Origin of the sequence: Robertmurraya dakarensis (assembly GCF_900156875.1) — a bacterium.
Taxonomy (GTDB): domain Bacteria; phylum Bacillota; class Bacilli; order Bacillales; family Cytobacillaceae; genus Robertmurraya; species Robertmurraya dakarensis.
Window position 1 is genome coordinate 3,385,604 of the sequence record NZ_LT707409.1, and the last position, 24,367, is coordinate 3,409,970.

Consider the following 24,367-nt stretch of genomic DNA (forward strand, 5'->3'; position numbering starts at 1 on the left):
ATCAACCTCCTAACCCAAGCATGATTGTCTCAAGTGTTGCTTGTAATGTCTCACTAAGTACACTTGGGTAAACGCCGATTAAAACAATTAATGCCGTTAGTACAAGTACTGGTACGTACTCGACAGATTTCATATCGGTAATGCCGGCAAATTCACGATGTGCTTTTCCATAAGTCATTCCGAGCACTGCACGAAGCAGGTAAACGGCTGTCATGATAATCCCAATACATCCGATTGCTGCAAGAACTGGCATCTCTCCAAACAAGCCGAGGAATGCCATAAACTCACTGACGAACCCTGACATGCCAGGAAGCCCAAGAGAAGCAAGCGCCCCTGCTAATAAGAAGCCCGCTGTGATCGGCATGCCCTTCGCCATACCGCCAAGGCTGGAAATCGTTGATGTGTGGAATCGTTCATAAAAGATCCCCACAAGGAAGAACAACAGTGCTGAAATTAATCCGTGTGATACGACCTGGAAGATCGCCCCTTGAATGCCCGCTTCATTCATCGCACCTAATCCGATTAAGACAATTCCCATATGCGAAATCGAGGAGTAAGCAAGTACCATTTTGAAATCCTTTTGAATCCAGGCCAAGAAGGCGCCGTATAAAAGGTTGATTACCCCTAGGACTGCTAAAAGTCCTGCAAGGCTCTGGAACTGCTCTGGGAAAATCCCCATACCAAAACGGATTAAACCGAACGCACCGATTTTTAAGAGAATACCAGAGTGAATCATGACGATGGAAGGCGGTGCCTGTACGTGAACGCGAAGCATCCATGTATGCAATGGAAAAATAGGCAGCTTCACACCGAAAGCAATTAATAGCGATATCAGCAATCCAAATTTCAATGACTCTGAAATTGGCGCTGGTGTATTTGGATTTTCAACTGCCATCAGCTGTGCAAGAGCTTCGATGTTCGATGTACCCGCACGAGCGAACAAAATGACGATGACAATTAATAGTACCGCAGATCCTAAGCCGTTATAAATTAGATAGCTGTAAGCAGCTTTTTCTTTTTCAAAATAACCCCATTTTCCGATTAAAAAGAACATTGGAATCATCGTAATCTCGAAAAAGATGAAGAATAGAATTAAGTTCTCTGCTGCAAAGACACCGAGCATTCCAATTTCTAATAGAAGGAAGAGCATAAAATAGCCTTTCCATTCTGATTTAATATGAACGGAAGCTATCGCTGCAAGTGACGACACGATCGCTGTTAACACGATTAATACCAGCGATAGGCCATTTAAGCCTAATTCATAATCAATCTTGAACAGTCCCATTTCGGCAAAATCACCAAAATGAATCCAATCTGCCTTTACATCATAGCGGTTGAGATCCGCTCCCCCTCTGTATTGAAAGAAAGCAATTAATGATAGAACAAGTGTCGGTACTGTTGCTAAAAAACCGATAAACTTGATCAATGTTTCACTGTTTTTTGGCAATAACGCCAAAATAATAATTCCAAGCAATGGGGAGAATACTAAAATGGATAAAAAGTATGCTTCGTTCATTTTAAGTACCCCCCTGTGATTGCAAATATTACTAGCAGCAATGCTAATCCAACAAAGGCCATTGCTCCATAGCCTTGAATTTGCCCGCTTTGGATTTTAGAGCCGATTCTGCCGAGACCCTGTACCACGCCCGTTATTCCTTTGACAATTCCTTCGACAAGGAATTTTTCAATATAGTGGAACAAGTAGGAGAAGAACTTGGTTGCGTTCACGACTGATAACTGATAAAACTCATCGATATAATACTTATTGTAAAGGATGCCATACACGATCGGCATTCTTGACGAGAGCCAATCCCTTGATATTGAACGCTTTCCGTACATCATCCATGCTAAGAAAATTCCCAGTAACGACACAACTGTTGCAACGATCATAATCCAAGCCGGACCTTCAATATGACCATGGCCAAGTGCTTCGTTTCCATCTACAAGCCAATCGCCAAGGAATGTACCAAACCACGGCGTATTCACATAACCAGCCACTACCGCTAAAATTCCCAGTACAATCATCGGGAACGTCATAACAGAAGGTGACTCATGAACATTTTTCATCTCACTTCGAGCATTGCCAGAGAAAACCATGAAGAATAGACGGAACATATAGAAGGCTGTAAAGAATGCAGCAATGACTGCCAGCCAAAATAAAACAGTATTTCCATGTGCCCATGCGGCAATTAAAATTTCATCTTTACTGAAGAAACCTGAAAATAATGGGACACCGCTGATTGCCAATGTTCCAATTAAGAACAGCGGACCTGTGATGCGGAGCTTTTTCCAAAGTCCTCCCATTTCCTCAATATTTTGCGTATGAACGGCATGTATGACGCTGCCGGCAGCTAGGAACAACAATGCTTTGAAGAAGGCATGTGTCATTAAGTGGAACACACCCGCTACATAGCCGGCTGACCCTAAAGCTAACATCATATAACCTAATTGACTGACTGTTGAGTAAGCAAGTACTCGTTTAATATCCTTTTGAACCAAACCAATGCTCGCTGCAAAAATGGCTGTCACTGCCCCGATAATGGCCACCACCATTAACGCAGTTTCACTCGCGGTAAATAGCGGGAATAGCGCTGCTACTAAGTACACACCGGCTGCAACCATAGTTGCGGCGTGAATCAATGCAGATACTGGTGTTGGACCTTCCATCGCATCAGGAAGCCAAGTATGTAGCGGGAACTGACCTGATTTCCCAACCGCCCCGACAAAAATGAGGATCGCGGTTAACGTAACCATTCCAGCTGAAACGCTGCCTGCTTCTACTGCTTGGAAAATCTCATCATATTCAAAGCTGCCAACTTGCCAGAATAACAGAATCATCCCGATTAAAAGCCCCACATCTCCAATACGAGTCATGATAAAGGCTTTTTTTGCAGCAGCTTTTGCTTCTTCTTTATAAAAATAGAAGCCAATTAATAGGAAGGATCCTGCTCCTACTAATTCCCAGAAAATATAGGTTTGCAATAGATTAGGCGAAATCACCAGCCCTAGCATTGCAAAAGTAAATAATCCTAAATAAGCATAGAATACGTGGAAGCGATCATCGCCATGCATATAGCCTTTCGAATACGTATGTACTAGAAAACTGACGAGTGACACGATCACGAGCATCAATGCATTTAATTGATTAATTTCAAAACCCGCTGTTAATTGAACATCCCCAATGGTAAGCCAAGTGGCTTCGGCCTTGTAGGTTGGATTCGAAAATCGATCGAACAACACGACAAGGGAGTAGATGAAAGAAAGTAGTGTGAACAGCATTCCGATGTACGCACTAGTTTCCTTTAATCTTTTACCAAATAGAAGAAGGAACAAAAATGATAATAGCGGGAAAAGCGGTATGATCCATGCATTCTCCATCAATATCACAATCCCCTTTTTAAAACGCGCATGGAAGTCTTTGCTTGATGATTGCGCGCTAGATTGTAGCCCTAGGCATTCCCAGGGTCACTTTTGCTTTGGGTAAAACGTAAAGCCTTTATCAATCAGGCTTTTCCACCGTTCTTAATGTTTCATTGTGTTCATTTCATCAATATTAACTGTTTTTCGATTACGGTATAGTGCAATGAGGATGGCTAATCCAACAGCCGCCTCGGCTGCAGCAATCGCAATCGTGAACAAGGAAAATACTTGACCCGTAATGGATGGAACCATTCCAAACTTACTAAAAGCCACCAAATTAATGTTAACGGAGTTTAGCATCAATTCGATTGAGATTAGAACGATTACCATATTTCTTTTTGTTAACGCACCATACAACCCGATACAGAATAGAATCAGCGCTAACGTCAGGTAGGCTGAAATGGGAACTGAACTCATTCCTTCTCCGCCTCCTTTTCATCATCCATTTTGGCAATCACGATCGCACCGATTAACGCAACCAATAACACGACAGAGGTAAGCTCAAACGGAATAATATACTTTGAGTAAAGAGCAATCCCAATTTGTTCTGTGTTATCAACATGCAAGGCGACTTGTTCAGATCCAAAGTTTAGATCTGCGATGCCAATATATACAGCAAAAGCAAACCCAATGATGCCTAAAAGCGTTAGGATCTTGCGCAGTTTTCCACCTTTTTGCTCTTCCGATTCATCGTCAGGTTTTGTCAGCATGATTCCAAATAGCATGATGATGGTGATCGATCCTGCGTACACCAATACTTGCACTACTGCCACAAACTCGGCTGATAAAAGGATGAAAATACCTGCTATGCTGACAAATGTAAACAGTAAAGCTACAACCATATGAACCACTTTCGTAAGGTTCAGCAGCAGAACGCCGCCCATGATGGCTACTAATGCGAGTGCTAGGAATGCTATAAATTCACCTGAAAATATCATGGTTTATTCACCTTCCGAACATTCTCGTCATTTTCATCCAGCCATTCCAGGTTCTTAAACAGCATATCACGGCTATAGTCTGCTAATTCAAAGTTATTCGTCATGATGATTGCTTCAGTTGGACATACCTCCGTACATAAATCGCAGAGGATGCAAATTTCAAAGTTAATATCATACGTATCGATGATTTTCCCTTTTTTCGTTGGATCCGGGTGTTTTTTACCCGTTAATTGGATGCAATCCGTTGGACAAATATTGGCACATTGATTGCAGACAATACACTTCTCAGGATAAAACTTTTGAATTCCGCGAAAACGATCCGGCAGTGGAAGCGGTTCTTTCGGATATTCATAAGTTGGTTTTTCCTTCGTTAATTGTTTTAGGGTATACTTTAAACCTTTCGCTAATCCAAGCATGTTTTTTCACCCCTTATGAGTAAAATAATCTAAAAAACGAGTTAGGCATTCAATTAAAATAGATTAAGAATTTCTTTTACGATAGCTGTTAAGAATATATTCGCTATTGCAATCGGCAACAACACTTTCCAGCACATTTCCATCAATTGATCTGGACGCATACGCGGGAACGTCGCACGGAACCAAATTAATACCCAGATAACAGCACTGAATTTAAGCGCAAACCACACGGCACCTGGGATAAAATCAAGGAACGAGAACAGCGGCAGCCATCCACCTAGGAATAGTACTGTGATTAATGATGCCATTGCAAACATATACACATACTCAGCAAGCATAAACATCGCCCAGCGGAACCCGGAGTACTCAACATGGAATCCGGCAATCAATTCGTTTTCTGCTTCCGCTAAGTCAAACGGAACCCTGTTCAACTCTGCTGTCGCAGCAATAAAGAAAACGATGAATGCAATTGGCTGCATGATAATATACCAAAGATTTTCCTGAGCTGCGACAATATCATTTAAATTCATGCTGCCTGTTAACAGCACAATCCCGACCACAGACATAACGAGTGGAATCTCGTAGGAGATCATCTGTGCGGCTGCACGCATCCCGCCTAATAAGGCGAATTTATTATTAGATGCCCATCCACCCATAAGCATTCCGATCGTTGTTAAACCAGTAACAGCAATATAATAAAGTAAACCCACTCCAACATCCGCAAACTGAAGCTTATCTGTCAGCGGTACAACGGCCATTACCATAAAGGATGGAGCGAACGCGATAACCGGTGCAATGATATAGATTGGCCGGTCAGCCAGCTTTGGAATCGTGTCTTCTTTTAGTAAAAGCTTTAGTACGTCAGCGACCGTTTGCAATAAACCCCATGGTCCCCCAACTTGGTTTGGACCGTGACGTGATTGCATAAAACCTAACACTTTCCGTTCTGCTAGAATTCCATAGGTTACGAAACCTAAAATGACAAATAGCAAAAGGACTGCTCCTGCAAAAACAATTCCAAAATTTAAAAGCCCAGGTTCAGAATGCAATAAATCCTGCATCATCAACCATCCACCTCCCCAAGGATGATATCAACAGCTCCCAATATCGCAATTAGATTGGAAATACTTTCACCCTCTAGAAGCTTCGGCAATATTTGCAGATTGTAGAAGGAAGGTCTTCTAAACTTCAAACGATATGGTTCTTTTTTACCTTCACTTGCAATATAACAACCGATCTCACCACGCGGAGATTCAATCCGAACGAATGCCTCTCCTTTTGGCGGTTTAATGATTTTCGGAACCTTTGCCATAATATCCCCTTCGGAAGGGAATTGCTCACAGGCTTGTTCAATAATACGAAGCGATTGTTCTACTTCACCGAGACGCACTAGATAACGGGACCAAACATCGCCTGCTTCTTGTGTCACAATGTCAAAATCAAAGCGGTCGTAAATGGAGTAAGGCTCATTTTTACGTAAATCCCATTTCACTCCAGTAGAACGAAGACTTGGTCCGCTTATGGAATAGTTCAGTGCATCTTCTTTTGAAAACTTACCAATTCCCTTCATCCGGCTTTGGAAGATTTCATTTCCGGAAGCAAACTCACTATAGCCTTTTAGCTGTTCACGCGCATATGGAACAAACTCTTTAACCTTTTCGATCCAGCCTTCAGGTGCGTCCCATTTCACTCCGCCTACTCGCATATAGTTGAAAGTAATGCGCGCTCCTGATAACTCATTGAGTAAGTTCAATGCCATTTCTCTTTCACGGAAGGCGTAAAGCAGCGGCGTTGTTGCCCCGAAGTCCAAGAGGAATGTTCCCCACCAAAGCATATGGCTGCAATAACGGCCAAGTTCCATGGCCAGCACGCGCAAATACTCCGCTCTTTCCGGAACTTTAATATCCATCATTGTTTCGACCGCATGACAAATCACATAATTATTAGTCATTGCCGACACATAGTCCATCCGGTCTGTATAAGGAATGATTTGTGTATACTGAAGGTCTTCCGCAAGCTTTTCTGTTCCGCGATGAAGGTAGCCGATTACAGGCTTCGCTTCTTTAATGATTTCCCCGTCAATTTTCAAGACCAGCCGGAAAACACCATGCGTACTTGGATGCTGAGGTCCTACGTTCAAGAGCATTTCTTCTGTTCGTAACATACCTATACCTCCACATCATACGGTTCATAATCTTTTCTAAGTGGATATCCGACCCATTCTTCACCAAGCATGATCCGATGTAAGTTAGGATGATTTTTGAATTTAATCCCTAATAGGTCATATGCTTCACACTCCGGCCAGTTTGATCCAGCCCATAGTGATACTAATGAATCAATCTCAGGATTATCACGATCTAGTTTTACTTTAAGAGCAACCGATTGACTATTCTTATATGAATATAAGTGAACATATACTTCCATATATGTTTCATAGTCAACACCGTGAAGCTCTGATAAGTAATCAAAACCAAGCTGTTCATTATATTTTAAGAACTCCGCGATTTTAAAATATGTACTTGGTTTTGCCAACAATGTCGGAACATCCTTGGAGAGTTTATTAATATAGAAATCTTCTAGAACATCTTTACCTAGATGCTCTTCAATCACTTTTACATATTTATCAAGTATTGGCTGGTTCGGAGATGGCTTGCTTTCCTCAGCAGGTGTATCAGCGGCTTTTGCTCCTCCAGCTGCTTTTGCCTTTGCAGCAGCGGCGGCTTTCGCTTTGGCTTTTGCGGCTGCAATGGCTTTCGCCTTTTCATCATCACCGCCAGCATCTCCACCGGCTTTCGCTAGAGCTGCGGCTTTTGCTTTTGCTGCAGCAGCAGCTTTTGCCTTCGCAGCGGCAGCAGCCTTTGCTTTGGCATCATCACCTGTTTCTTCACCAGCACCCTTGGCCATCGCAGCAGCTTTCGCTTTCGCGGCAGCGGCAGCCTTAGCCTTTGCAGCAGCAGCGGCCTTTTTCTTCGCTAGATCTTGATCCTCTTCTCCACCTTGAGCTTCAGAATCTGATTCTGCTTTTTGTGCTTTCATTTTCGCAAGTGCTGCAGCTTTCGCTTTGGCAGCAGCAGCGGCTTTTTTCTTCGCTAAGTCTTGATCCTCTTCCTCAGCTTGAGCTTCTGGCGCTGATTCTGCTTCTTCCTGCGCTTTCTTTTTCGCGAGGGCTGCAGCTTTCGCTTTAGCAGCAGCAGCGGCTTTTTTCTTCGCTAAGTCTTGATCCTCTTCCTCAACTTGAGCTTCTGGCGCTGTTTCTGCTTCTTCCTGCGCTTTCTTTTTCGCGAGGGCTGCAGCTTTCGCTTTGGCAGCAGCGGCGGCCTTTTTCTTCGCTAAGTCTTCTTCATTAGCAGTATCGGTGACTTCCTTAGCAGAGTCCCCCTGCTCTTTTGCTTGTTTTTTGGCTAAAGCGGCAGCCTTTGCTTTAGCAGCGGCTTCTTTTTTCAGTTGGTCTAGATCTTTTTCCCCACTCATGGATTAGATCACCTTCTTCCCAGTCTTTGCCTCATAACGTATTTTTTCTTTCAATTTATTAATTCCATAAATTAAAGCTGCTGGGTTTGGAGGGCATCCAGGGATATATACATCCACCGGTACAATTTGGTCTACGCCTTTTACGACGGAGTATGATTTCACGTATGGGCCTCCGGCAGTTGCACATGAACCCATGGCAATGACCCATTTAGGTTCAGCCATTTCATCATATAGACGCTTTAAAAGCGGCGCCATTTTCTTCGTTACCGTACCTGAAACAATCATGACATCAGACTGCCGCGGTGAGTTTCGGTAGAATGTGCCAAAACGGTCTAAATCGTAGTGGGAACTACTCGCACCCATCATTTCGATGGCACAACAAGCAAGCCCAAATGTCATTGGCCATAGGGAGTTGCTTCGCGCCCATCCTTTAATTTGTTCAAGCGTTGCCATAAATACAGTACGCTGTACCTCTTCCATTTCTTCCGGGCTGATGTTCTCTAATTTTAAATCCATTTTAACACCTTCTTTTTCCATGCATACGCAAGTCCAATTAGCAGCATAAATACAAAGATAGACATTTCAATTAATGCAAAAATACCGAGCTTTTCATAGGCAACAGCCCATGGATACAAGAACACGGTCTCCACATCAAAAATAACAAATAAAAGGGCAAAAATATAATAGCGGACATTGAATTGAACCCTTGCATCATGGAATGGTTCATTCCCGCTTTCGTATGTGGTGAGCTTTTCATCAAAAGGATTGCTTGGTCGCAATAGTTTGGCAAAAAACAGCGCCACCACAGGCAGTAGTATACCTAGACATAGAAACACAAAGACTACCAGATAATTATTCTGATATAGGTTTAAAAGTTCCATGCCCCTTCCCCTCCAAAGTGATTTATTTTTCTAAACTTTTAACTTTGTAACCGAATACATTATAACATTGTTACAATCTTGTGTCGACAAACCCTTGACAGTTTTGGGAATTATTAGCCTTTTTAAAAATTAATGTTCAATCTTTGAAAATACGAACTCATTTTTTTCAGGCCAATGAAGTCATCAACATACGCTAACACCACCCATTTTTAGTACTCCTCCTACTATTAAAAAGGATAATAAATAAGATATCAGTGATAATTGTCAATAAATCGACATTTTTCTTAACTTTTTTTAATAATTTCAATTGTTCACTAGAGTCTACCCCTAAAGCTGTCCATACTAACACTACTCTATGAAACATCTAAACAGAATATCCCTGTCCTTTCCACACGTACAAATACACCAAACTGTCCACGGACGGTACCAGGTACCTAATCAACACACAAAAAAACCTTTCGGCGAGGAGCCGAAAGGTTTTTTGTGTGTTTTACTTTTTATTTGCTACATTGATACGGTTGATAGCACGGCGAAGTGCAAGCTCAGCACGGACATTATCAATGTTTTCTTTTTTGTTGTCGTTTAGGCGCTGTTCTGCACGTTCTTTTGCTTTCACAGCACGATCAACGTCAATTTCATCAGCTACTTCAGCAGATTGAGCCAAGATTGTAACTTGGTCAGGACGTACTTCTAACAAGCCGCCGCTAACTGCAATGAAGTCTGTACCGCTGCCCTTTTTCAAACGAACAGCACTGATTTCTAACGGTGCAACCATCGGGATGTGCCCAGGTAAAATCCCTAGCTCACCGCTAGCCGCTTTTGCGCTTACCATTTCCACATCTGAATCATACACCGGGCCATCGGGAGTAACAACACTGACTTTAACTGTCTTCATTTTTTACCCTCCTGGTCCAGAATTAGACCTCTACGCCCATTTTCTTTGCATTCTCAATTACTTCTTCAATCTTACCTACAAGACGGAATGCATCTTCTGGAAGGTGGTCCCACTTACCTTCTAGAATTTCTTTGAAACCTTTAACAGTTTCTTTTACAGGTACGTATGAACCTGGCTGTCCAGTGAACTGTTCAGCAACGTGGAAGTTTTGTGATAAGAATACTTGGATACGACGAGCACGTTGAACAGTAACTTTATCTTCGTCAGATAACTCATCCATACCTAGCATCGCAATGATATCTTGTAATTCTCTATATTTTTGAAGTGTAGACTGTACTTTACGAGCAACCTCATAGTGTTCCTCTCCAACAATTTCAGGTGCAAGCGCACGAGAAGTTGATGCGAGTGGATCCACCGCAGGGTAGATACCCATCTCAGAAAGTTTACGCTCAAGGTTAGTTGTTGCATCTAAGTGAGCGAATGTTGTCGCAGGAGCCGGATCCGTATAGTCATCGGCAGGTACATAGATCGCTTGGATCGATGTAACAGAACCTACGCTTGTAGATGTGATACGCTCTTGTAATTTACCCATTTCAGTAGCAAGTGTCGGCTGGTAACCAACGGCAGATGGCATACGACCTAATAGGGCGGAAACCTCAGAACCTGCCTGCGTGAAACGGAAGATGTTATCGATGAAGAATAGAACGTCCTGTCCTTGTTCATCACGGAAGTATTCTGCCATTGTCAAACCAGTCAAGGCAACACGCATACGTGCACCAGGAGGCTCATTCATCTGACCGAATACCATGGCAGTCTTCTTAATAACGCCAGAATCCGTCATTTCATAGTAAAGGTCATTTCCTTCACGAGTACGCTCTCCAACACCAGCGAATACGGAAATACCGCCGTGCTCTTGAGCGATGTTATTGATTAATTCCTGGATTAATACGGTTTTACCAACACCGGCACCACCGAATAGACCGATCTTACCACCTTTGATATATGGTGCAAGCAAGTCTACTACTTTAATTCCAGTTTCAAGAATTTCAACCTCTGTTGAAAGTTGTTCAAAATTAGGTGCTTCTCTGTGGATCGCATCACGACGAGCATCCGCAGGAACTGGTTCATCTAAGTCAATGTTATCACCTAGTACGTTAAATACACGTCCTAGTGTTACATCTCCTACAGGAACTGAGATTGGTGCACCCGTGTCAACTACTTCAGTACCACGAGGTAAACCATCTGTAGAAGCCATTGCAATCGTACGAACTGTATCATCACCTAAGTGAAGGGCAACTTCAAGGGTTAAGTTGATAGCAACTTCTGATTCGTTACGCGCTTCGTTTTTAATGGTTAAGGCATTATAGATCTCAGGAAGTTGACCATTTTCGAACTTTACGTCAACAACTGGACCCATAACTTGAACAACGCGTCCTTTGTTCATCGTTTTCCCTCCTAACTATAAATGCGGAGGCGCCTCGCTCACCCCCGACTAGCATAAGACAAGCCGGCTGGAAGGTTGTCCTTTAACCTTCTAGCTGGATTGGCTTATGACTCGAGGGGGTAGGCGCCGGAGCTAGACAGTTCTAGCTTATATGTTTAATTTAGAGTTTTATCCTTTATTCTAAAGCCGCTGCTCCACCGACAATTTCGGTGATTTCTTGCGTGATCGCTGCCTGACGTGCACGGTTGTAACTAATGCTTAATGAACTGATGATATCATTCGCATTGTCCGTTGCAGCGCTCATTGCAGTCATACGAGCACCATGTTCACTTGCTTTACTATCTAAAAGTGAACCGTAAATTAGGCTTTCAGCATATTGAGGAAGCAGGACTTCTAAAATCTCTTCTGCTGATGGTTCAAACTCATAAGATGTAAGCTTGTTAGAAGAAGAAATATCTGTAAGCGGCAAGAGTTTCTTTTCTGTTACAGTCTGTGTAATCGGGTTAACATAGTGGCTGTAATAGATATAAATTTCATCAAATGTTTCATCAGCAAACATTCCAACTGTTTTGCTGGCAATATCCTTTATTTCAGAAAAAGCAGGCTGATCCGGTACTCCGACAATATCAAGGACAACGTTCATGCCATTTTTCTTAAAAAAGTCACGGCCAACACGACCGATTGCAATAATTGCAAATTCATCATTTGATTTATGACGTTGCTTCACTGTATTAAACACAGTGCGCAGCATATTACTATTATACGATCCAGCTAAGCCACGGTCAGAAGTGATCACAACATATCCCGTCTTCTTAACAGGACGTGATGTAAGCATTGGATGACTAGCATCCGCACTTCCTAATGCGATTGAAGCTGTTACCTCTTGGATATTCTCCATGTATGGAACAAACTTCTTTGCATTTTGTTCAGCACGGCTCATTTTCGAAGCAGATACCATCTGCATGGCCTTTGTGATTTTACCCATTTTTTGGGTTGCTGTAATACGTGATTTTATATCGCGTAATGATGCCACAGGTTCTCACCACCCTTTTCAAAGAATGTTCAGGCAAGAACTATAGGGAGAAAGCAGCAGCCTTCTTCCTATAATCTCACCTATCATAATGCTAGACCTTATTCGGATACTGCGAATGACTTTTTGAATTCGTTAATTGCAGCAGCCATATCATCGTCAGCAGGAAGTTCTTTTGTAGTGGCGATATGGTCTAACAAATCTTTGCGGTTATGGTCTAACCATGTAAGGAACTCAGATTCGAAACGACGAATATCCTGTACAGGAATATCATCTAAGAAACCGCGAGTAAGTGCGTAAAGAATCGCAACTTGCTTCTCAACTTTTAACGGCTTGTTAAGATCCTGTTTTAAAACTTCTACTGTACGTGCACCACGATCTAACTTTGCTTTTGTTGCTTTATCTAAATCAGAACCGAACTGAGCAAATGATTCTAATTCACGGTATGATGCAAGGTCAAGACGGAGTGTACCGGCAACCTTCTTCATCGCTTTAATTTGCGCTGAACCACCAACACGTGATACAGAAAGACCCGCGTTAATCGCTGGACGAACACCAGAGAAGAATAGGTCTGATTGTAAGAAGATCTGCCCATCTGTGATAGAAATAACGTTTGTTGGAATATAAGCAGAAACGTCACCTGCTTGTGTTTCAATGAATGGCAATGCTGTGATTGAACCAGCACCTTTTGCGTCACTCAACTTCGCTGCACGCTCTAAAAGACGGCTGTGTAAGTAGAAGACATCCCCTGGATATGCTTCACGGCCTGGAGGACGACGTAATAACAATGAAAGCTCACGGTAAGCAGATGCTTGCTTTGTTAAATCATCATATACTACCAGCACATGCTTTCCTTGAAGCATGAACTCTTCAGCCATTGAAACCCCAGCATAAGGAGCTAAGAATAACAATGGAGCAGGTTGTGATGCAGAAGCAGTAACAACGATAGAGTAATCCATTGCACCATTTTTCTTTAAAGTTTCTACTAGTCCACGAACAGTAGATTCTTTTTGTCCGATTGCTACATAGATACAAATCATGTCTTGATCCTTCTGGTTCAAGATAGTATCGACTGCAACAGACGTTTTACCTGTTTGGCGGTCACCGATGATTAACTCACGTTGACCACGTCCGATTGGCACAAGTGCGTCAATCGCTTTAATCCCTGTTTGAAGCGGCTCGTGTACGGATTTACGATCCATAACACCGAAAGCTGGGCTTTCAATTGGGCGTGTTTTTGTTGTATTAATTGGACCCATTCCATCAACAGGTTGTCCAAGAGGGTTCACAACGCGTCCGATTAACTCTTCCCCAACTGGAACTTCCATGATGCGTCCTGTGCGGCGAACTTCATCGCCTTCACGAATATCTGTAAATGGTCCTAAAATGACAATACCGACGTTATTTTCTTCAAGGTTTTGCGCCATACCCATAACGCCATTTGAAAATTCAAGAAGCTCTCCAGCCATGACATTGTCGAGGCCATGAGCACGAGCGATACCGTCACCAACTGTGATAACTGTACCTACATCACTCACTTGAATTTCCGACTGATAGTTTTCAATTTGCTTTTTTATCAGCGCACTAATTTCTTCAGCATTGATGCTCATGAGTTTCACCCCTATCTACGAATCTTAGCCTAACAATTGACGTTCCAAACGCTCTAATTTACCACTCAAGCTTCCGTCAAAAATACGGTTGCCGATGCGGATCTTCACACCGCCGAGCAAATTGGAATCAACGATATTATTAATACGAAGTGATTTTTTTCCTACTTTAGCTGCAAATGATGAGGATAAAGCTTGGCTTTCTTCCTCTGTTAAAGGACGAATTGTATATACAGTTGCTTCTGCAATTCCTCTTTCATCATTGGCAAACTCGATAAATTGATCCACCACATCTGAGATAAGACCTTCACGGTGACGGTCAATTAAAATCATAAGTGTGTTCAACACAGAAGTTTGAACATTTCCAAAGGCTTGTTTTAAAATCTCTTTTTTCTTATCAACCGTAAGCTTCGGAGACTTTAAAACGACATTTAATTCAGCGTTGTTTGCCACAACTTGTTTCACTACACGAAGCTCATTTTCAACTGCATCAAGAATTTGCTGCTCTTTTGCAATTTGGAAAAGTGCTGTCGCATAGCGTTTTGCTACAGTTGAGCCACTCATCGATTTTCTCCTGCCTCTTGAATGTATTCATTGATCAGCTTTTCTTGATCTTGTACTGAAAGTTCTTTTTCAATTACCTTAGAAGCAATCATGACAGATAAAGAAGCAACTTGTTCGCGGATAGCCGCAACAGCTTGTTCTTTTTGCTGTTCAATTTCAACTTTAGCAGATTCTTTTATGCGTTCAGCTTCTGTACGTGCGATTGAGATAATCTCTTCACGCTGTACATCGCCTTGTTTTTTTGCATTTTCAATCATAACTTGTGCTTCGTTACGAGCTTCTTTTAAAAGATTACGCTGTTCTTCTAATAGCTTTTGCGTTTCTTGACGGCTTTGTTCTGCCGCGCCGATTTCACCCGCAATATGCTCTTCACGCTGCTGCATGATGCCCATTAATGGACCCCAAGCAAATTTCTTTAATAATGCTAACAAAATGATGAACATGATTAGCTGGAATGCAATATCCCCGCCGTTAAATCCACCACCAGCTGCGCCTAATACTAGACTGTCTGAAAAAAGTAGACTGTTTGTTAACACCCTCGATTCACTCCCTTCAAGAGTCGTTCACTTATGAAAGCAATTGGTACGAATAATTTGAATTTGATAAAGGTAAACCTTCTATTTACCTATTAAGACATAAAGGAATGGCGAAGCAACTCATGGAATGATCTTCGCCATTTAAAATTTCGTTACTATTAACCACCAATAACCATGAACGCGATAACAACCGCGATGATCGGAATCGCCTCAACTAACGCTACCCCGATGAACATAGTTGTTTGAAGCATACCACGTGCTTCTGGTTGACGCGCGATACCTTCTACTGTACGAGATACGATAAGACCGTTACCAATACCAGCACCTAGTGCTGCTAAACCGATTGCGATTGCTGCTGCTAAAAGACCCATTATTAATGTTCCTCCTTAAATGTATAAAAGATATGATTTTTTATTGTTTTGTCCATAAAATGAACAAGGTATATATTAATGGTCTGAACTCACTTTATGTGAGAGATAAACCATTGTTAACATACAGAAAATGAACGCTTGAATCGCGCCGATAAAGACTGAGAATCCTTGCCATGCAAGCATTGGAATAATCGCTGCAAGGTGACCGCCAATTCCAGTAGCAAGTCCGCCAGCAATTAATGTAAGTAAAATTTCCCCTGCATAAATGTTACCGTAAAGACGAAGACCAAGTGTTAATGTGTTAGCAAATTCTTCAATAATTTTGATTGGGAACATAAACCAGAACGGTTTAAAAAACTCTTTCCCGTATGAGCCAAATCCCTTTAATTTAACTCCATAGTAGTGGGATAATCCAACTACCAACGTCGCTAATGTCAAGGTTACGACAGGGTCAGCTGTAGGTGATTTCCACCATAGTGTGTTGTCAATAACAACTGCGAAAGGCAATCCTAACATATTAGAGACAAAGATATACATGATAATCGTGATCCCTAATACATGGAATCTTCCGCCGTCTTTCCAGTCCATCGTGCTGTTAATGATGTTTCTAACAAAGTCCATGACCCACTCGAAAAAGTTTTGCATTCCTGTAGGTTTCATGGCTAGGTTTCGTGTGGAAAGAACAGCAATGATAAAAACAATGGCACTAGCAATTGTGATCATCATCATGTTTGCTAAGTTAAAAGTTAAGCCCATAAATTCCCATAATGGAGCTTCATGATGCACAGTATTCACCTCTCTCTCCGCTATTTACGAAAAATAAATGTTTTAATAAAAAAATCTATCATAATGACGATATAAGATGTCATTAATCCCAAAATCACACTATAGAGATGAAATTTATCGGGATATTCAACTGCAAGCATTACCGCAAAAACGGCGGTTGCCATTCTTGAAATCATCCCAAGTGAACGAACCTTCTCCCCCTTGACTACCGCATCAGCGAACTTGTCCATTCTCCGTGCAAGAAGCCAAATATTAAAGAGGCTAAGGGAGGTTCCCAGTATCAGGCCCAAAAAGATAGTTTTATATGATGTAAAACCATACCCTAGGACATAGAGTGACAATAGTGTAAATATGTATCGGCTTTGTCGCGAGTAAATTGTCTTTACATCCGGCATATTGGGTTAATCTCCTGAAAAAAAATGTTGGATCAAACGAAGCATTGCGTATACACCTGCCGCTAACCCTAGCAATAAACCGAGAATTAAAAAAAGCGGTTCGGTTCCAAATTGATTATCCAGCCACCTTCCGAGAAAGATGCCAATCAGTACGGATCCGACTAGTTGAGAAAGAATCGCGGACATTAACGCCATCGCTTGAAACGGGTGGCGATTGTTCTGTTTCATGATAACGCATCCTCTCTTTAAGAGAATGGTAAGAAGTCTTAATGCGTTGCCTAATTTAAAAATATTGGTAGAAATGGTCGAAATTTGTAAACCCTATCATTTATACCCTTAGTTAGCATACAATAGCACATTATCAATGTCAATGCGTTTACAGTGAAAAAAATCACACATTAATGCGGTAAATCAGTGACGTTCACAAATTTTACATATTTACCTTTTATCACCATCTTGAACTTTCATTACACATCTGGTAAAGGGAGTAACATTCAGCTTCCTATCCTCAAAAAAAATCCCCTTCCAAGGATCGAACGAAGCACATTAGACCCTTGGAAAGGATTATACTTATCTTTTCTTAACAATTATTATATTTGACTCCAGCATATCCTCTTTCCCTGCTTTCCTCGCAAATACCTTGGCAATGTACATCCCGTCTTTGGGAAGTTTCTGGTTTGACAGCTCTTCTTTGAGCATTCCTTTGCCCACCTTTCGCTTCCAATCTAAAAATCCGACAAATTGATAACTGTCTGGATCGAACAGCGCAATTCCAAACTCTTCTGCGCCTCCTGGTAAATACACTTCGTATCGATAGGTGCCTTCTTTATCACCCAAGCCGAAATCAAATCCCATCACCCTTGGATAGTCAGGTTCTTCAACTACATATAAATACGGAATTCTGATTTGCTGGCTGCCTGCACTCAATTCAAGATACCCATCATACAGATTCTTTGCCAGGACGTGAGGATCGACCATCATTTTAACTTCTACTTTACGTTTTTCTTTTGGTTTTAGCGTAAAAGACTGAGGAAGCTCCCATTCTATCCCTTTTTCATTTCTTGGAATTTTGAAAGAATATGTTTTTCTCTTCTCGCTGACATTTTCAATTTCGATATTCTGCTTGTGTACATGCAGCTGCTCACCCAGCTTGAACTGCCCGAATTGCAGCGACGCTGGTGTGGCAATTGATTCTGTTTCAATGGCGTCTTTTATTTGGATTCTCCCCGCGCCCTGCTCAAATGTTCTATAAGGACGCTTCTTTTCATCCTTTATCGGCAGCGCTGTATTCATTAACGCCCCTTTTATTTGTTCAGGGCTCCAATCCGGATGAGCTTGCTTAATTAATGCACACGCTCCCGCCACATGCGGGGATGCCATGCTCGTTCCCTGCAATGCCAGATAACCGCCTGGTATCGTGCTATTAATCGCTACCCCTGGCGCAACCACATCTGGCTTAATTTCCCATGTAGAAGTAACAGGGCCCCGGGAGCTAAAGTCAGCAAGTAAATCTTTTTGTTCTATTATAGTAGTTGTTATAAATATCTCTTCTTTAGAAATGAGCTTTTTCAGCTTTTCGCCTACCTTTTTTGATAAAGTAGCAACAGGTATATCAATCGGCTGGTCAATGTTTCCTATAAAAGCACCCTTTGTATTGTTATAAATGACAACAGCCTCTGCTCCGGCCTCGCGTGCATTTTTTGCTTTTTCCGTAAACGTTATTTCTCCTCTTTCAATGAGAGCTATTTTTCCTTTAACCTTTTTCAGTTCTTCTGGCTTTCCTAACCCGCCGAAAGCCATTTGATAGGATCGGTCTAAATTCCAAAATTGTGCTCCCAGCATCGGCTCTAACCTTATTTTTAAATCTTTAACAGTAAGATAAGGTATCTTCATAGGCGGCGTCGAGGCACCTACTGAAATTGCCTTTGCCGCTGTACCCGGCGAACCTACCGTCCACATATTCGGACCAGAGTTACCAGACGAGGTTACCGCAACAATCCCTTTCTCTACCACTTTATTAAGAGCCAAACTAATCGGCAAATCCGGTCCATTGATGCTATTTCCCAGCGATAAATTGAGCACATCAACCTTATCTTTAACCGCTTCTTCAATCGCTGCCAGCACTTGTTCCGTTGTGCCGGAACCTCCTGGACCTAGCGCCCGGTACGCAATGACCTTAGCGTCAGGGGCCACGCCCTTGGATTTTCCGTTAGCCGCAATAATGCCTGCCACATGCGTCCCATGAAGAGTACTTTGTCCCGCTTGACTTTTCGTTTCCATTGGGTCATCATCGCCGTCCACCAGATCATGCCCCCCTGCATAGTTCCTTCTTAAATCGGGGTGGGTGTAGTCGATACCCGTGTCGATCACACCAACGGTCATCCCTTTTCCAGTCAAACGCTTATTTCCTTTGTCAAACATCCCCCTGACATCATCGCCGCCAATTAGAGAAATATTTTCAGCTTTTTCCGCTTTGTATGTAAATACAGGAGAGACCATTTTAACATTTGCAGATTCTGCAAGCTTTGATAAAGAAGCCAGACTGCCTTTAACAGAAAAGCCTTGAAGCGCATGCTGATAAATATAGCGCAACTTTAAATCAGGATAATCACTAATGAGCGATTCTATTTGCTCTTTGGAATGATTTTTCGGAAGAGTGACAATCGCTACTTTTTCTTCCTGCGGTGATTGTTCCGGAATCGGAGGGTGTTTGAGATCAAGGGCTTTGATGGGGGAAAGAGGCAGCATCATACATAAAGTTATGGTTAGGAAAAGCATAATACGTTTCATTTGCAATCACCCCTCTCTTTTTTCATTAGATTGTTCTTTAATGGGGGTGAATATGCGCATTAGAAAAAGCCGACGTTTTTAACGTCAGCCTTTTAAAGGTTGATAGGAATCAGGTCTATCACTTGTTTCTTTAAAATAGAAGCGAATCGCTTCGCAAATTCGTCTCGATGCTTCTCCATCACCGTACGGATTTACCGCTTTTGCCATTTTTTCATAAGCAGTTTCATCTGTTAAAAGCTCAGTCGCTAAGCTGTAAATATTTTCTTCCTCGACACCAGCGAGCTTTAACGTTCCCGCCTCAATTCCTTCTGGACGTTCCGTTGTATCACGAAGAACTAGAACAGGCACACCAAGAGATGGCGCCTCCTCTTGAACACCGCCCGAGTCCGTTAAGATTAAGTGCGCTCTCGCTGCAAAGTTATGAAAATCAATGACGTCTAGCGGTTCAATTAGATGAATACGGTGGTCATTTCCTAATACTTCTGAAGCAATTTCCCTTACGACAGGGTTTAAATGGACAGGATACACCACCTGGACATCCTTTTGTTCTTCCACAATCCGCTTGATTGCGCTGAACATATTTCTCATCGGTTCGCCAAGATTTTCACGGCGATGTGCCGTTAGCAAAATCAAGCGGTCATTTCCGAGCTTGGTGAGAATTTCGTGTGTATACTCTTCTTTAACCGTCGTCTTTAAAGCGTCAATCGCCGTATTTCCGGTGATAAAAATATCTTCTTCATTTTTGTTTTCCGTGCGCAGATTTTCTGCCGATTTTGACGTCGGTGAAAAATGCAGATCAGCAATGACACCAGTAAGCTGGCGATTCATTTCTTCCGGGAATGGTGAATATTTATTCCACGTACGAAGGCCTGCCTCAACATGGCCAACGGTGATTTGGTTATAGTAAGCAGCAAGGCTTGCCACAAATGTTGTTGTTGTATCGCCGTGCACAAGAACAATATCGGGCTTTACTTCCTTCATTACTTTATCCAAACCTTCTAAGCCTCGGGTTGTTACATCCACCAATGTTTGACGGTCCTTCATGATATTTAAATCATAATCCGGAGTGATCCCAAAAATTTGCAGCACTTGGTCAAGCATTTGGCGATGCTGCGCTGTCACCGTTACGATGGACTCAAAATACTCAGGGTACTTTTGGATTTCCAGAACAAGCGGAGCCATTTTAATCGCTTCAGGTCTTGTCCCAAATATGGTCATGACTTTAATACGTCGGGTCAATCAGAACACCAGCCTTCATTATTTTGTGCCAAATAAACGGTCGCCTGCGTCACCAAGACCTGGCACGACATAGCCTTTTTCATTCAATTTCTCGTCTAATGCTGCAATATAAATATCCACATCCGGGTGAGCTTCTTTTACTGCTTCGACCCCTTCTGGAGCTGCAACTAAACACATGAACTTAATATTCTTTGCGCCGCGCTTCTTTAATGAAGTGATCGCTTCTACCGCAGATCCTCCCGTAGCAAGCATCGGGTCCACAACGATGAAATCTCTTTCTTCGACATCGCTTGGCAGCTTAACAAAATATTCTACCGGCTTTAATGTTTGCGGATCGCGGAATAAGCCGATATGTCCCACCTTTGCAGCAGGGATTAATTTTAAAATTCCATCAACCATGCCGATGCCAGCACGCAGAATTGGGATGATACCGATCTTTTTACCTGATAATACCTTAGATTTTGTTTTACTAACAGGTGTTTCAATTTCAATTTCTTCAAGGGGCATGTCCCTCGTAATTTCAAACGCCATTAATGTTGCAACTTCATCAACCAATTCACGAAATTCCTTCGTTCCTGTGTCTTTTTCTCGTATGTATGTAAGTTTGTGTTGAATAAGCGGGTGGTCAAAAACGTAAACTTTTGCCATCTAGATCTCTCCTTTTAGTCTTAGATGTAACACACTTCGTCTAATTTTACAGAAAAACATTTTCAAGAGCAACCTATAACGAGTTTTCTAAATAGGAACTTTTTATGACAGAACGTAATAAACAAGGGCAATCTCATTCTAATGACCCGCTTTTTGATAAAAAGAGTGCTGGCGGTTCATGAGGCATATTCTAATGGCTTTTTTTTATAAAAATTACCCCCATTGGGACTTAAAGATCTTTCTTAAGACCCATTTTATAAAAATTCTCTTATAAAACGGTCATGACCCTCAACCAAATAAAAAGCGAGACTCCTAAAACCGGAATCTCACTTTCTTTTACCATCTTATAACTCAGGATATAATGTAAACTTGCTTGTAAGAGCTTCAACACGACGTGCCGCTTCTGCAAGCTTTTCTTGATCTTCGTGGTTTTTCAAAGTAAATCCGATGATTGAAGCAATTTCATCCATATCTTCTAAACCAAAGCCGCGAGATGTAACAGCCGCTGTTCCAATACGCACTCCGCTTGTGACAAATGGGCTTTCTGTTTCGAATGGAATAGTATTTTTATTAACGGTAATACCGACTTCATCTAATACATGTTCAGCTACTTTGCCTGTTAAGCCTAAAGAACGAACATCTACTAATAATAAGTGGTTGTCTGTTCCGCCAGAAACAAGGTTCAATCCTTCTTCTTGAAGCTTTTCAGCTAAACGCTTAGCGTTCGCAATAATGTTAGCTGCATATTCCTTAAAGCTGTCTTGAAGCACTTCGCCAAATGCAACTGCTTTTGCAGAAATAACGTGCATTAATGGACCACCTTGAATTCCAGGGAAGATGGACTTGTCGATTTTTTTCGCAAATTCTTCTCTGCATAGAATCATTCCGCCGCGAGGTCCGCGAAGTGTTTTATGTGTTGTTGTTGTCACGAAATCAGCATATGGAACTGGGTTTGGATGAAGTCCAGCAGCAACAAGGCCTGCAATATGAGCCATGTCTACCATGAAGTAAGCTCCCACTTCATCTGCAATTTCCTTAAAGCGTTTGAAATCAATTTCACGAGGGTATGCACTAGCGCCAGCAACGATTAATTTTGGCTTATGTGTACGTGCTTTTTCTAAAACGTCCTCATAGTTGATCGTTTGTGTTTCTTTGTCAACACCATAATCAACGAAATTGTATTGAACACCACTGAAATTAACAGGACTTCCGTGCGTTAAATGTCCACCGTGAGATAGGTTCATCCCTAAAACCGTGTCACCTGGCTCTAAGATTGTAAAGTAAACAGCCATGTTTGCCTGTGCACCTGAGTGCGGCTGAACATTGACATGCTCTGCTCCAAAGATTTGCTTCGCACGTTCACGTGCAAGATCTTCTACGATATCTACATATTCACATCCGCCATAATAACGTTTTGCCGGATAACCTTCTGCATACTTGTTTGTTAAAACAGACCCCTGTGCTTCCATAACTGCTTCACTTACAAAGTTTTCGGATGCGATTAATTCAATTTTTGTACGCTGACGGCCTAATTCCTTTTGAATTGCCTGAAAAACTTGTTCGTCCTGCTGTGCTAAATGCTTCATTTTCCATCCTCCTCATGATCAAAAACGGTTAAATTTTTTGTCGATTTTGAAAATACTCATGTGTTACATTCTAATAGGAAATGGACAAATACGCAAGAACTCTTTTTAATAAAATCCGAATACTTTTTGCGTTAACACTCATTAATGTTCGTTATTAGTGAATACACACTTTTTTCCCAAAAATAAAAAACCTTTGCCCGAAGACAAAAGTTTTTACTTCCTACGTACAAGAGCTGTTTTCTTCACTTTTCACATATACTGCCCGCGGACCGCCAATTAACTTTGGACGTGTTTTCGCCAGTGTCACATGTGCACTGCCAACTTCCTTCCTTGAAACACGGACAGGAACAGCGACATGTTTGAGATGCATGCCAATCAGCGTATCGCCTATATCAATTCCTGCATCCGCCTTAATATGCTCGACTACTACAGGATCTTCCAACTGTTCATAGGCATAAGCAGCCATTGCTCCCCCTGCCTTGCGTACAGGAATAACAGATACTTCTTCGAGTCCCTGGTTAAGTGCCGTCTTCCTTTCCACAACCACAGCTCGATTTAAGTGTTCACAGCATTGAAACGCCAGTGCTATACCTGTTTCCTTCTGGAGCTTCTTTATTTCCCCGAAAATCATCGCCGCAACCTCAAACGTTCCGGCTGTACCGATTTTAGCTCCCATCACTTCACTTGTGCTGCAGCCAACCAAGAATACCTGGTCTTTTTTTAGAGCAACAGCTTCGTTAAACTCAGTCAGTATCGTGTTTAACTGCTGTTCCCATTCTTTAATTTCTGTTGACATCTACCTTCCTCCTTTCGTGAGAAAAGCAAGAATAGAATCATTATTTACCTTCGTAGTCTGTAATTTTCCCAACGCGCTTTTCATGGCGCCCGCCTTCATATTCAGTTGTCAGCCAAGTTTCTGCAATTTCGCGTGCAAGACCAGGGCCAATCACACGTTCTCCCATTGCTAATACATTGCTGTCATTATGCTGACGCGTTGCTTTTGCACTAAAGACATCGTGTACGAGTGCACAGCGAATGCCTTTTACCTTGTTTGCCGCAATACTCATTCCAATTCCAGTACCGCAAATAAGAATGCCCTTATCAAACTCACCAGCTGCAACTTTTTCAGCTACCGGCAAAGCATAATCAGGGTAATCAACAGATGTGTCGCATTCACAGCCAAAATCTTCGTATTGAATTCCCAGCTCGTCCATTAATTTTTTTATTTCTTCACGGATATTAATTCCGCCATGATCTGATGCAATTGCTACCTTCATCGCTATTCCTCCTAGATATATACGTTTTCTCGCATGCGGTTATTATGAACGTTTTCATTTTGACATAAACATT

At 42.0% G+C, this 24,367-nt stretch carries 26 protein-coding genes; all 26 read right to left on the bottom strand.

All coding sequences use genetic code 11. From position 1 onward, the window contains the following. Window position 1: 1 nt before the first annotated feature. Complete coding sequence (locus CZ487_RS24880; RefSeq protein WP_077215047.1) at window positions 2–1,516, bottom strand: NADH-quinone oxidoreductase subunit M; 1,515 nt, start codon at window positions 1,514–1,516, stop codon at window positions 2–4. Next, entirely contained in the window at window positions 1,513–3,381 is a 1,869-nt protein-coding gene (nuoL, locus tag CZ487_RS24885) for an NADH-quinone oxidoreductase subunit L (protein ID WP_077215048.1), read from the bottom strand. Before nuoL ends, CZ487_RS24880 begins: the two co-directional genes overlap by 4 nt. 141 nt (window positions 3,382–3,522) lie before the next feature. Next, window positions 3,523–3,837: an NADH-quinone oxidoreductase subunit NuoK gene (nuoK, locus tag CZ487_RS24890; RefSeq protein ID WP_077215049.1), complete on the bottom strand. Its 315-nt coding sequence runs from the start codon at window positions 3,835–3,837 to the stop codon at window positions 3,523–3,525. After that, on the bottom strand, window positions 3,834–4,358 hold the full coding sequence (locus tag CZ487_RS24895; RefSeq protein ID WP_077215050.1) for an NADH-quinone oxidoreductase subunit J: 525 nt from the start codon (window positions 4,356–4,358) through the stop codon (window positions 3,834–3,836). The genes nuoK and CZ487_RS24895 overlap by 4 nt, the downstream gene beginning before the upstream one ends. Next, a complete protein-coding gene (gene nuoI, locus CZ487_RS24900) occupies window positions 4,355–4,774 on the bottom strand; it encodes an NADH-quinone oxidoreductase subunit NuoI (protein WP_077215051.1) in 420 nt (139 codons plus the stop codon). The genes CZ487_RS24895 and nuoI overlap by 4 nt, the downstream gene beginning before the upstream one ends. Window positions 4,775–4,827: 53 nt before the next feature. Beyond that, complete coding sequence (gene nuoH, locus CZ487_RS24905; protein WP_077215052.1) at window positions 4,828–5,838, bottom strand: NADH-quinone oxidoreductase subunit NuoH; 1,011 nt, start codon at window positions 5,836–5,838, stop codon at window positions 4,828–4,830. Beyond that, window positions 5,838–6,938, bottom strand: a complete 1,101-nt coding sequence (locus CZ487_RS24910) for an NADH-quinone oxidoreductase subunit D (RefSeq protein WP_077215053.1) — start codon at window positions 6,936–6,938, stop codon at window positions 5,838–5,840. Before CZ487_RS24910 ends, nuoH begins: the two co-directional genes overlap by 1 nt. A 2-nt stretch (window positions 6,939–6,940) precedes the next feature. Beyond that, window positions 6,941–8,245: an NADH-quinone oxidoreductase subunit C gene (locus CZ487_RS24915; protein ID WP_077215054.1), complete on the bottom strand. Its 1,305-nt coding sequence runs from the start codon at window positions 8,243–8,245 to the stop codon at window positions 6,941–6,943. Between the two features lie 3 nt (window positions 8,246–8,248). Continuing rightward, complete coding sequence (locus tag CZ487_RS24920) at window positions 8,249–8,761, bottom strand: NuoB/complex I 20 kDa subunit family protein (RefSeq protein ID WP_077215055.1); 513 nt, start codon at window positions 8,759–8,761, stop codon at window positions 8,249–8,251. After that, window positions 8,752–9,126 (bottom strand): NADH-quinone oxidoreductase subunit A, encoded by a 375-nt coding sequence (locus CZ487_RS24925; RefSeq protein ID WP_077215056.1) that lies wholly within the window; start codon window positions 9,124–9,126, stop codon window positions 8,752–8,754. Before CZ487_RS24925 ends, CZ487_RS24920 begins: the two co-directional genes overlap by 10 nt. Before the next feature lie 490 nt (window positions 9,127–9,616). Then, a complete protein-coding gene (locus CZ487_RS24930) occupies window positions 9,617–10,021 on the bottom strand; it encodes a F0F1 ATP synthase subunit epsilon (RefSeq protein ID WP_077215057.1) in 405 nt (134 codons plus the stop codon). A gap of 22 nt (window positions 10,022–10,043) precedes the next feature. Continuing rightward, complete coding sequence (gene atpD, locus CZ487_RS24935; protein WP_077215058.1) at window positions 10,044–11,465, bottom strand: F0F1 ATP synthase subunit beta; 1,422 nt, start codon at window positions 11,463–11,465, stop codon at window positions 10,044–10,046. 175 nt (window positions 11,466–11,640) lie between these two features. Next, complete coding sequence (gene atpG / locus CZ487_RS24940; RefSeq protein WP_077215059.1) at window positions 11,641–12,498, bottom strand: ATP synthase F1 subunit gamma; 858 nt, start codon at window positions 12,496–12,498, stop codon at window positions 11,641–11,643. Between the two features lie 98 nt (window positions 12,499–12,596). Continuing rightward, entirely contained in the window at window positions 12,597–14,105 is a 1,509-nt protein-coding gene (gene atpA / locus CZ487_RS24945) for a F0F1 ATP synthase subunit alpha (RefSeq protein WP_077215060.1), read from the bottom strand. A 24-nt stretch (window positions 14,106–14,129) separates the two neighbouring features. After that, window positions 14,130–14,666, bottom strand: coding sequence for a F0F1 ATP synthase subunit delta (locus CZ487_RS24950; RefSeq protein WP_077215061.1), 537 nt, complete (start codon window positions 14,664–14,666; stop codon window positions 14,130–14,132). After that, complete coding sequence (locus CZ487_RS24955; RefSeq protein WP_077215062.1) at window positions 14,663–15,202, bottom strand: F0F1 ATP synthase subunit B; 540 nt, start codon at window positions 15,200–15,202, stop codon at window positions 14,663–14,665. The genes CZ487_RS24950 and CZ487_RS24955 overlap by 4 nt, the downstream gene beginning before the upstream one ends. 158 nt (window positions 15,203–15,360) lie before the next feature. After that, complete coding sequence (gene atpE, locus CZ487_RS24960) at window positions 15,361–15,573, bottom strand: F0F1 ATP synthase subunit C (protein ID WP_023613579.1); 213 nt, start codon at window positions 15,571–15,573, stop codon at window positions 15,361–15,363. Between the two features lie 75 nt (window positions 15,574–15,648). Beyond that, complete coding sequence (gene atpB, locus CZ487_RS24965; RefSeq protein WP_077215063.1) at window positions 15,649–16,359, bottom strand: F0F1 ATP synthase subunit A; 711 nt, start codon at window positions 16,357–16,359, stop codon at window positions 15,649–15,651. A gap of 20 nt (window positions 16,360–16,379) precedes the next feature. Then, window positions 16,380–16,754, bottom strand: coding sequence for an ATP synthase subunit I (locus CZ487_RS24970; protein ID WP_077215064.1), 375 nt, complete (start codon window positions 16,752–16,754; stop codon window positions 16,380–16,382). A 6-nt stretch (window positions 16,755–16,760) separates the two neighbouring features. Then, window positions 16,761–16,982, bottom strand: coding sequence for an AtpZ/AtpI family protein (locus CZ487_RS24975; RefSeq protein WP_077215065.1), 222 nt, complete (start codon window positions 16,980–16,982; stop codon window positions 16,761–16,763). A 342-nt stretch (window positions 16,983–17,324) separates the two neighbouring features. Continuing rightward, window positions 17,325–19,544 (bottom strand): S8 family serine peptidase, encoded by a 2,220-nt coding sequence (locus CZ487_RS24980; RefSeq protein ID WP_077215066.1) that lies wholly within the window; start codon window positions 19,542–19,544, stop codon window positions 17,325–17,327. 84 nt (window positions 19,545–19,628) lie between these two features. Further along, on the bottom strand, window positions 19,629–20,783 hold the full coding sequence (wecB, locus tag CZ487_RS24985; protein WP_077215067.1) for a non-hydrolyzing UDP-N-acetylglucosamine 2-epimerase: 1,155 nt from the start codon (window positions 20,781–20,783) through the stop codon (window positions 19,629–19,631). An 18-nt stretch (window positions 20,784–20,801) separates the two neighbouring features. After that, on the bottom strand, window positions 20,802–21,431 hold the full coding sequence (upp, locus tag CZ487_RS24990) for a uracil phosphoribosyltransferase (RefSeq protein ID WP_077215068.1): 630 nt from the start codon (window positions 21,429–21,431) through the stop codon (window positions 20,802–20,804). 344 nt (window positions 21,432–21,775) lie between these two features. After that, window positions 21,776–23,017 (bottom strand): serine hydroxymethyltransferase, encoded by a 1,242-nt coding sequence (locus tag CZ487_RS24995; protein WP_077215069.1) that lies wholly within the window; start codon window positions 23,015–23,017, stop codon window positions 21,776–21,778. Between the two features lie 220 nt (window positions 23,018–23,237). Beyond that, complete coding sequence (locus CZ487_RS25000; protein ID WP_077215070.1) at window positions 23,238–23,813, bottom strand: TIGR01440 family protein; 576 nt, start codon at window positions 23,811–23,813, stop codon at window positions 23,238–23,240. A gap of 40 nt (window positions 23,814–23,853) precedes the next feature. Beyond that, window positions 23,854–24,294 (bottom strand): ribose 5-phosphate isomerase B, encoded by a 441-nt coding sequence (gene rpiB, locus CZ487_RS25005; protein WP_077215071.1) that lies wholly within the window; start codon window positions 24,292–24,294, stop codon window positions 23,854–23,856. Between the last annotated feature and the right edge of the window lie 73 nt (window positions 24,295–24,367).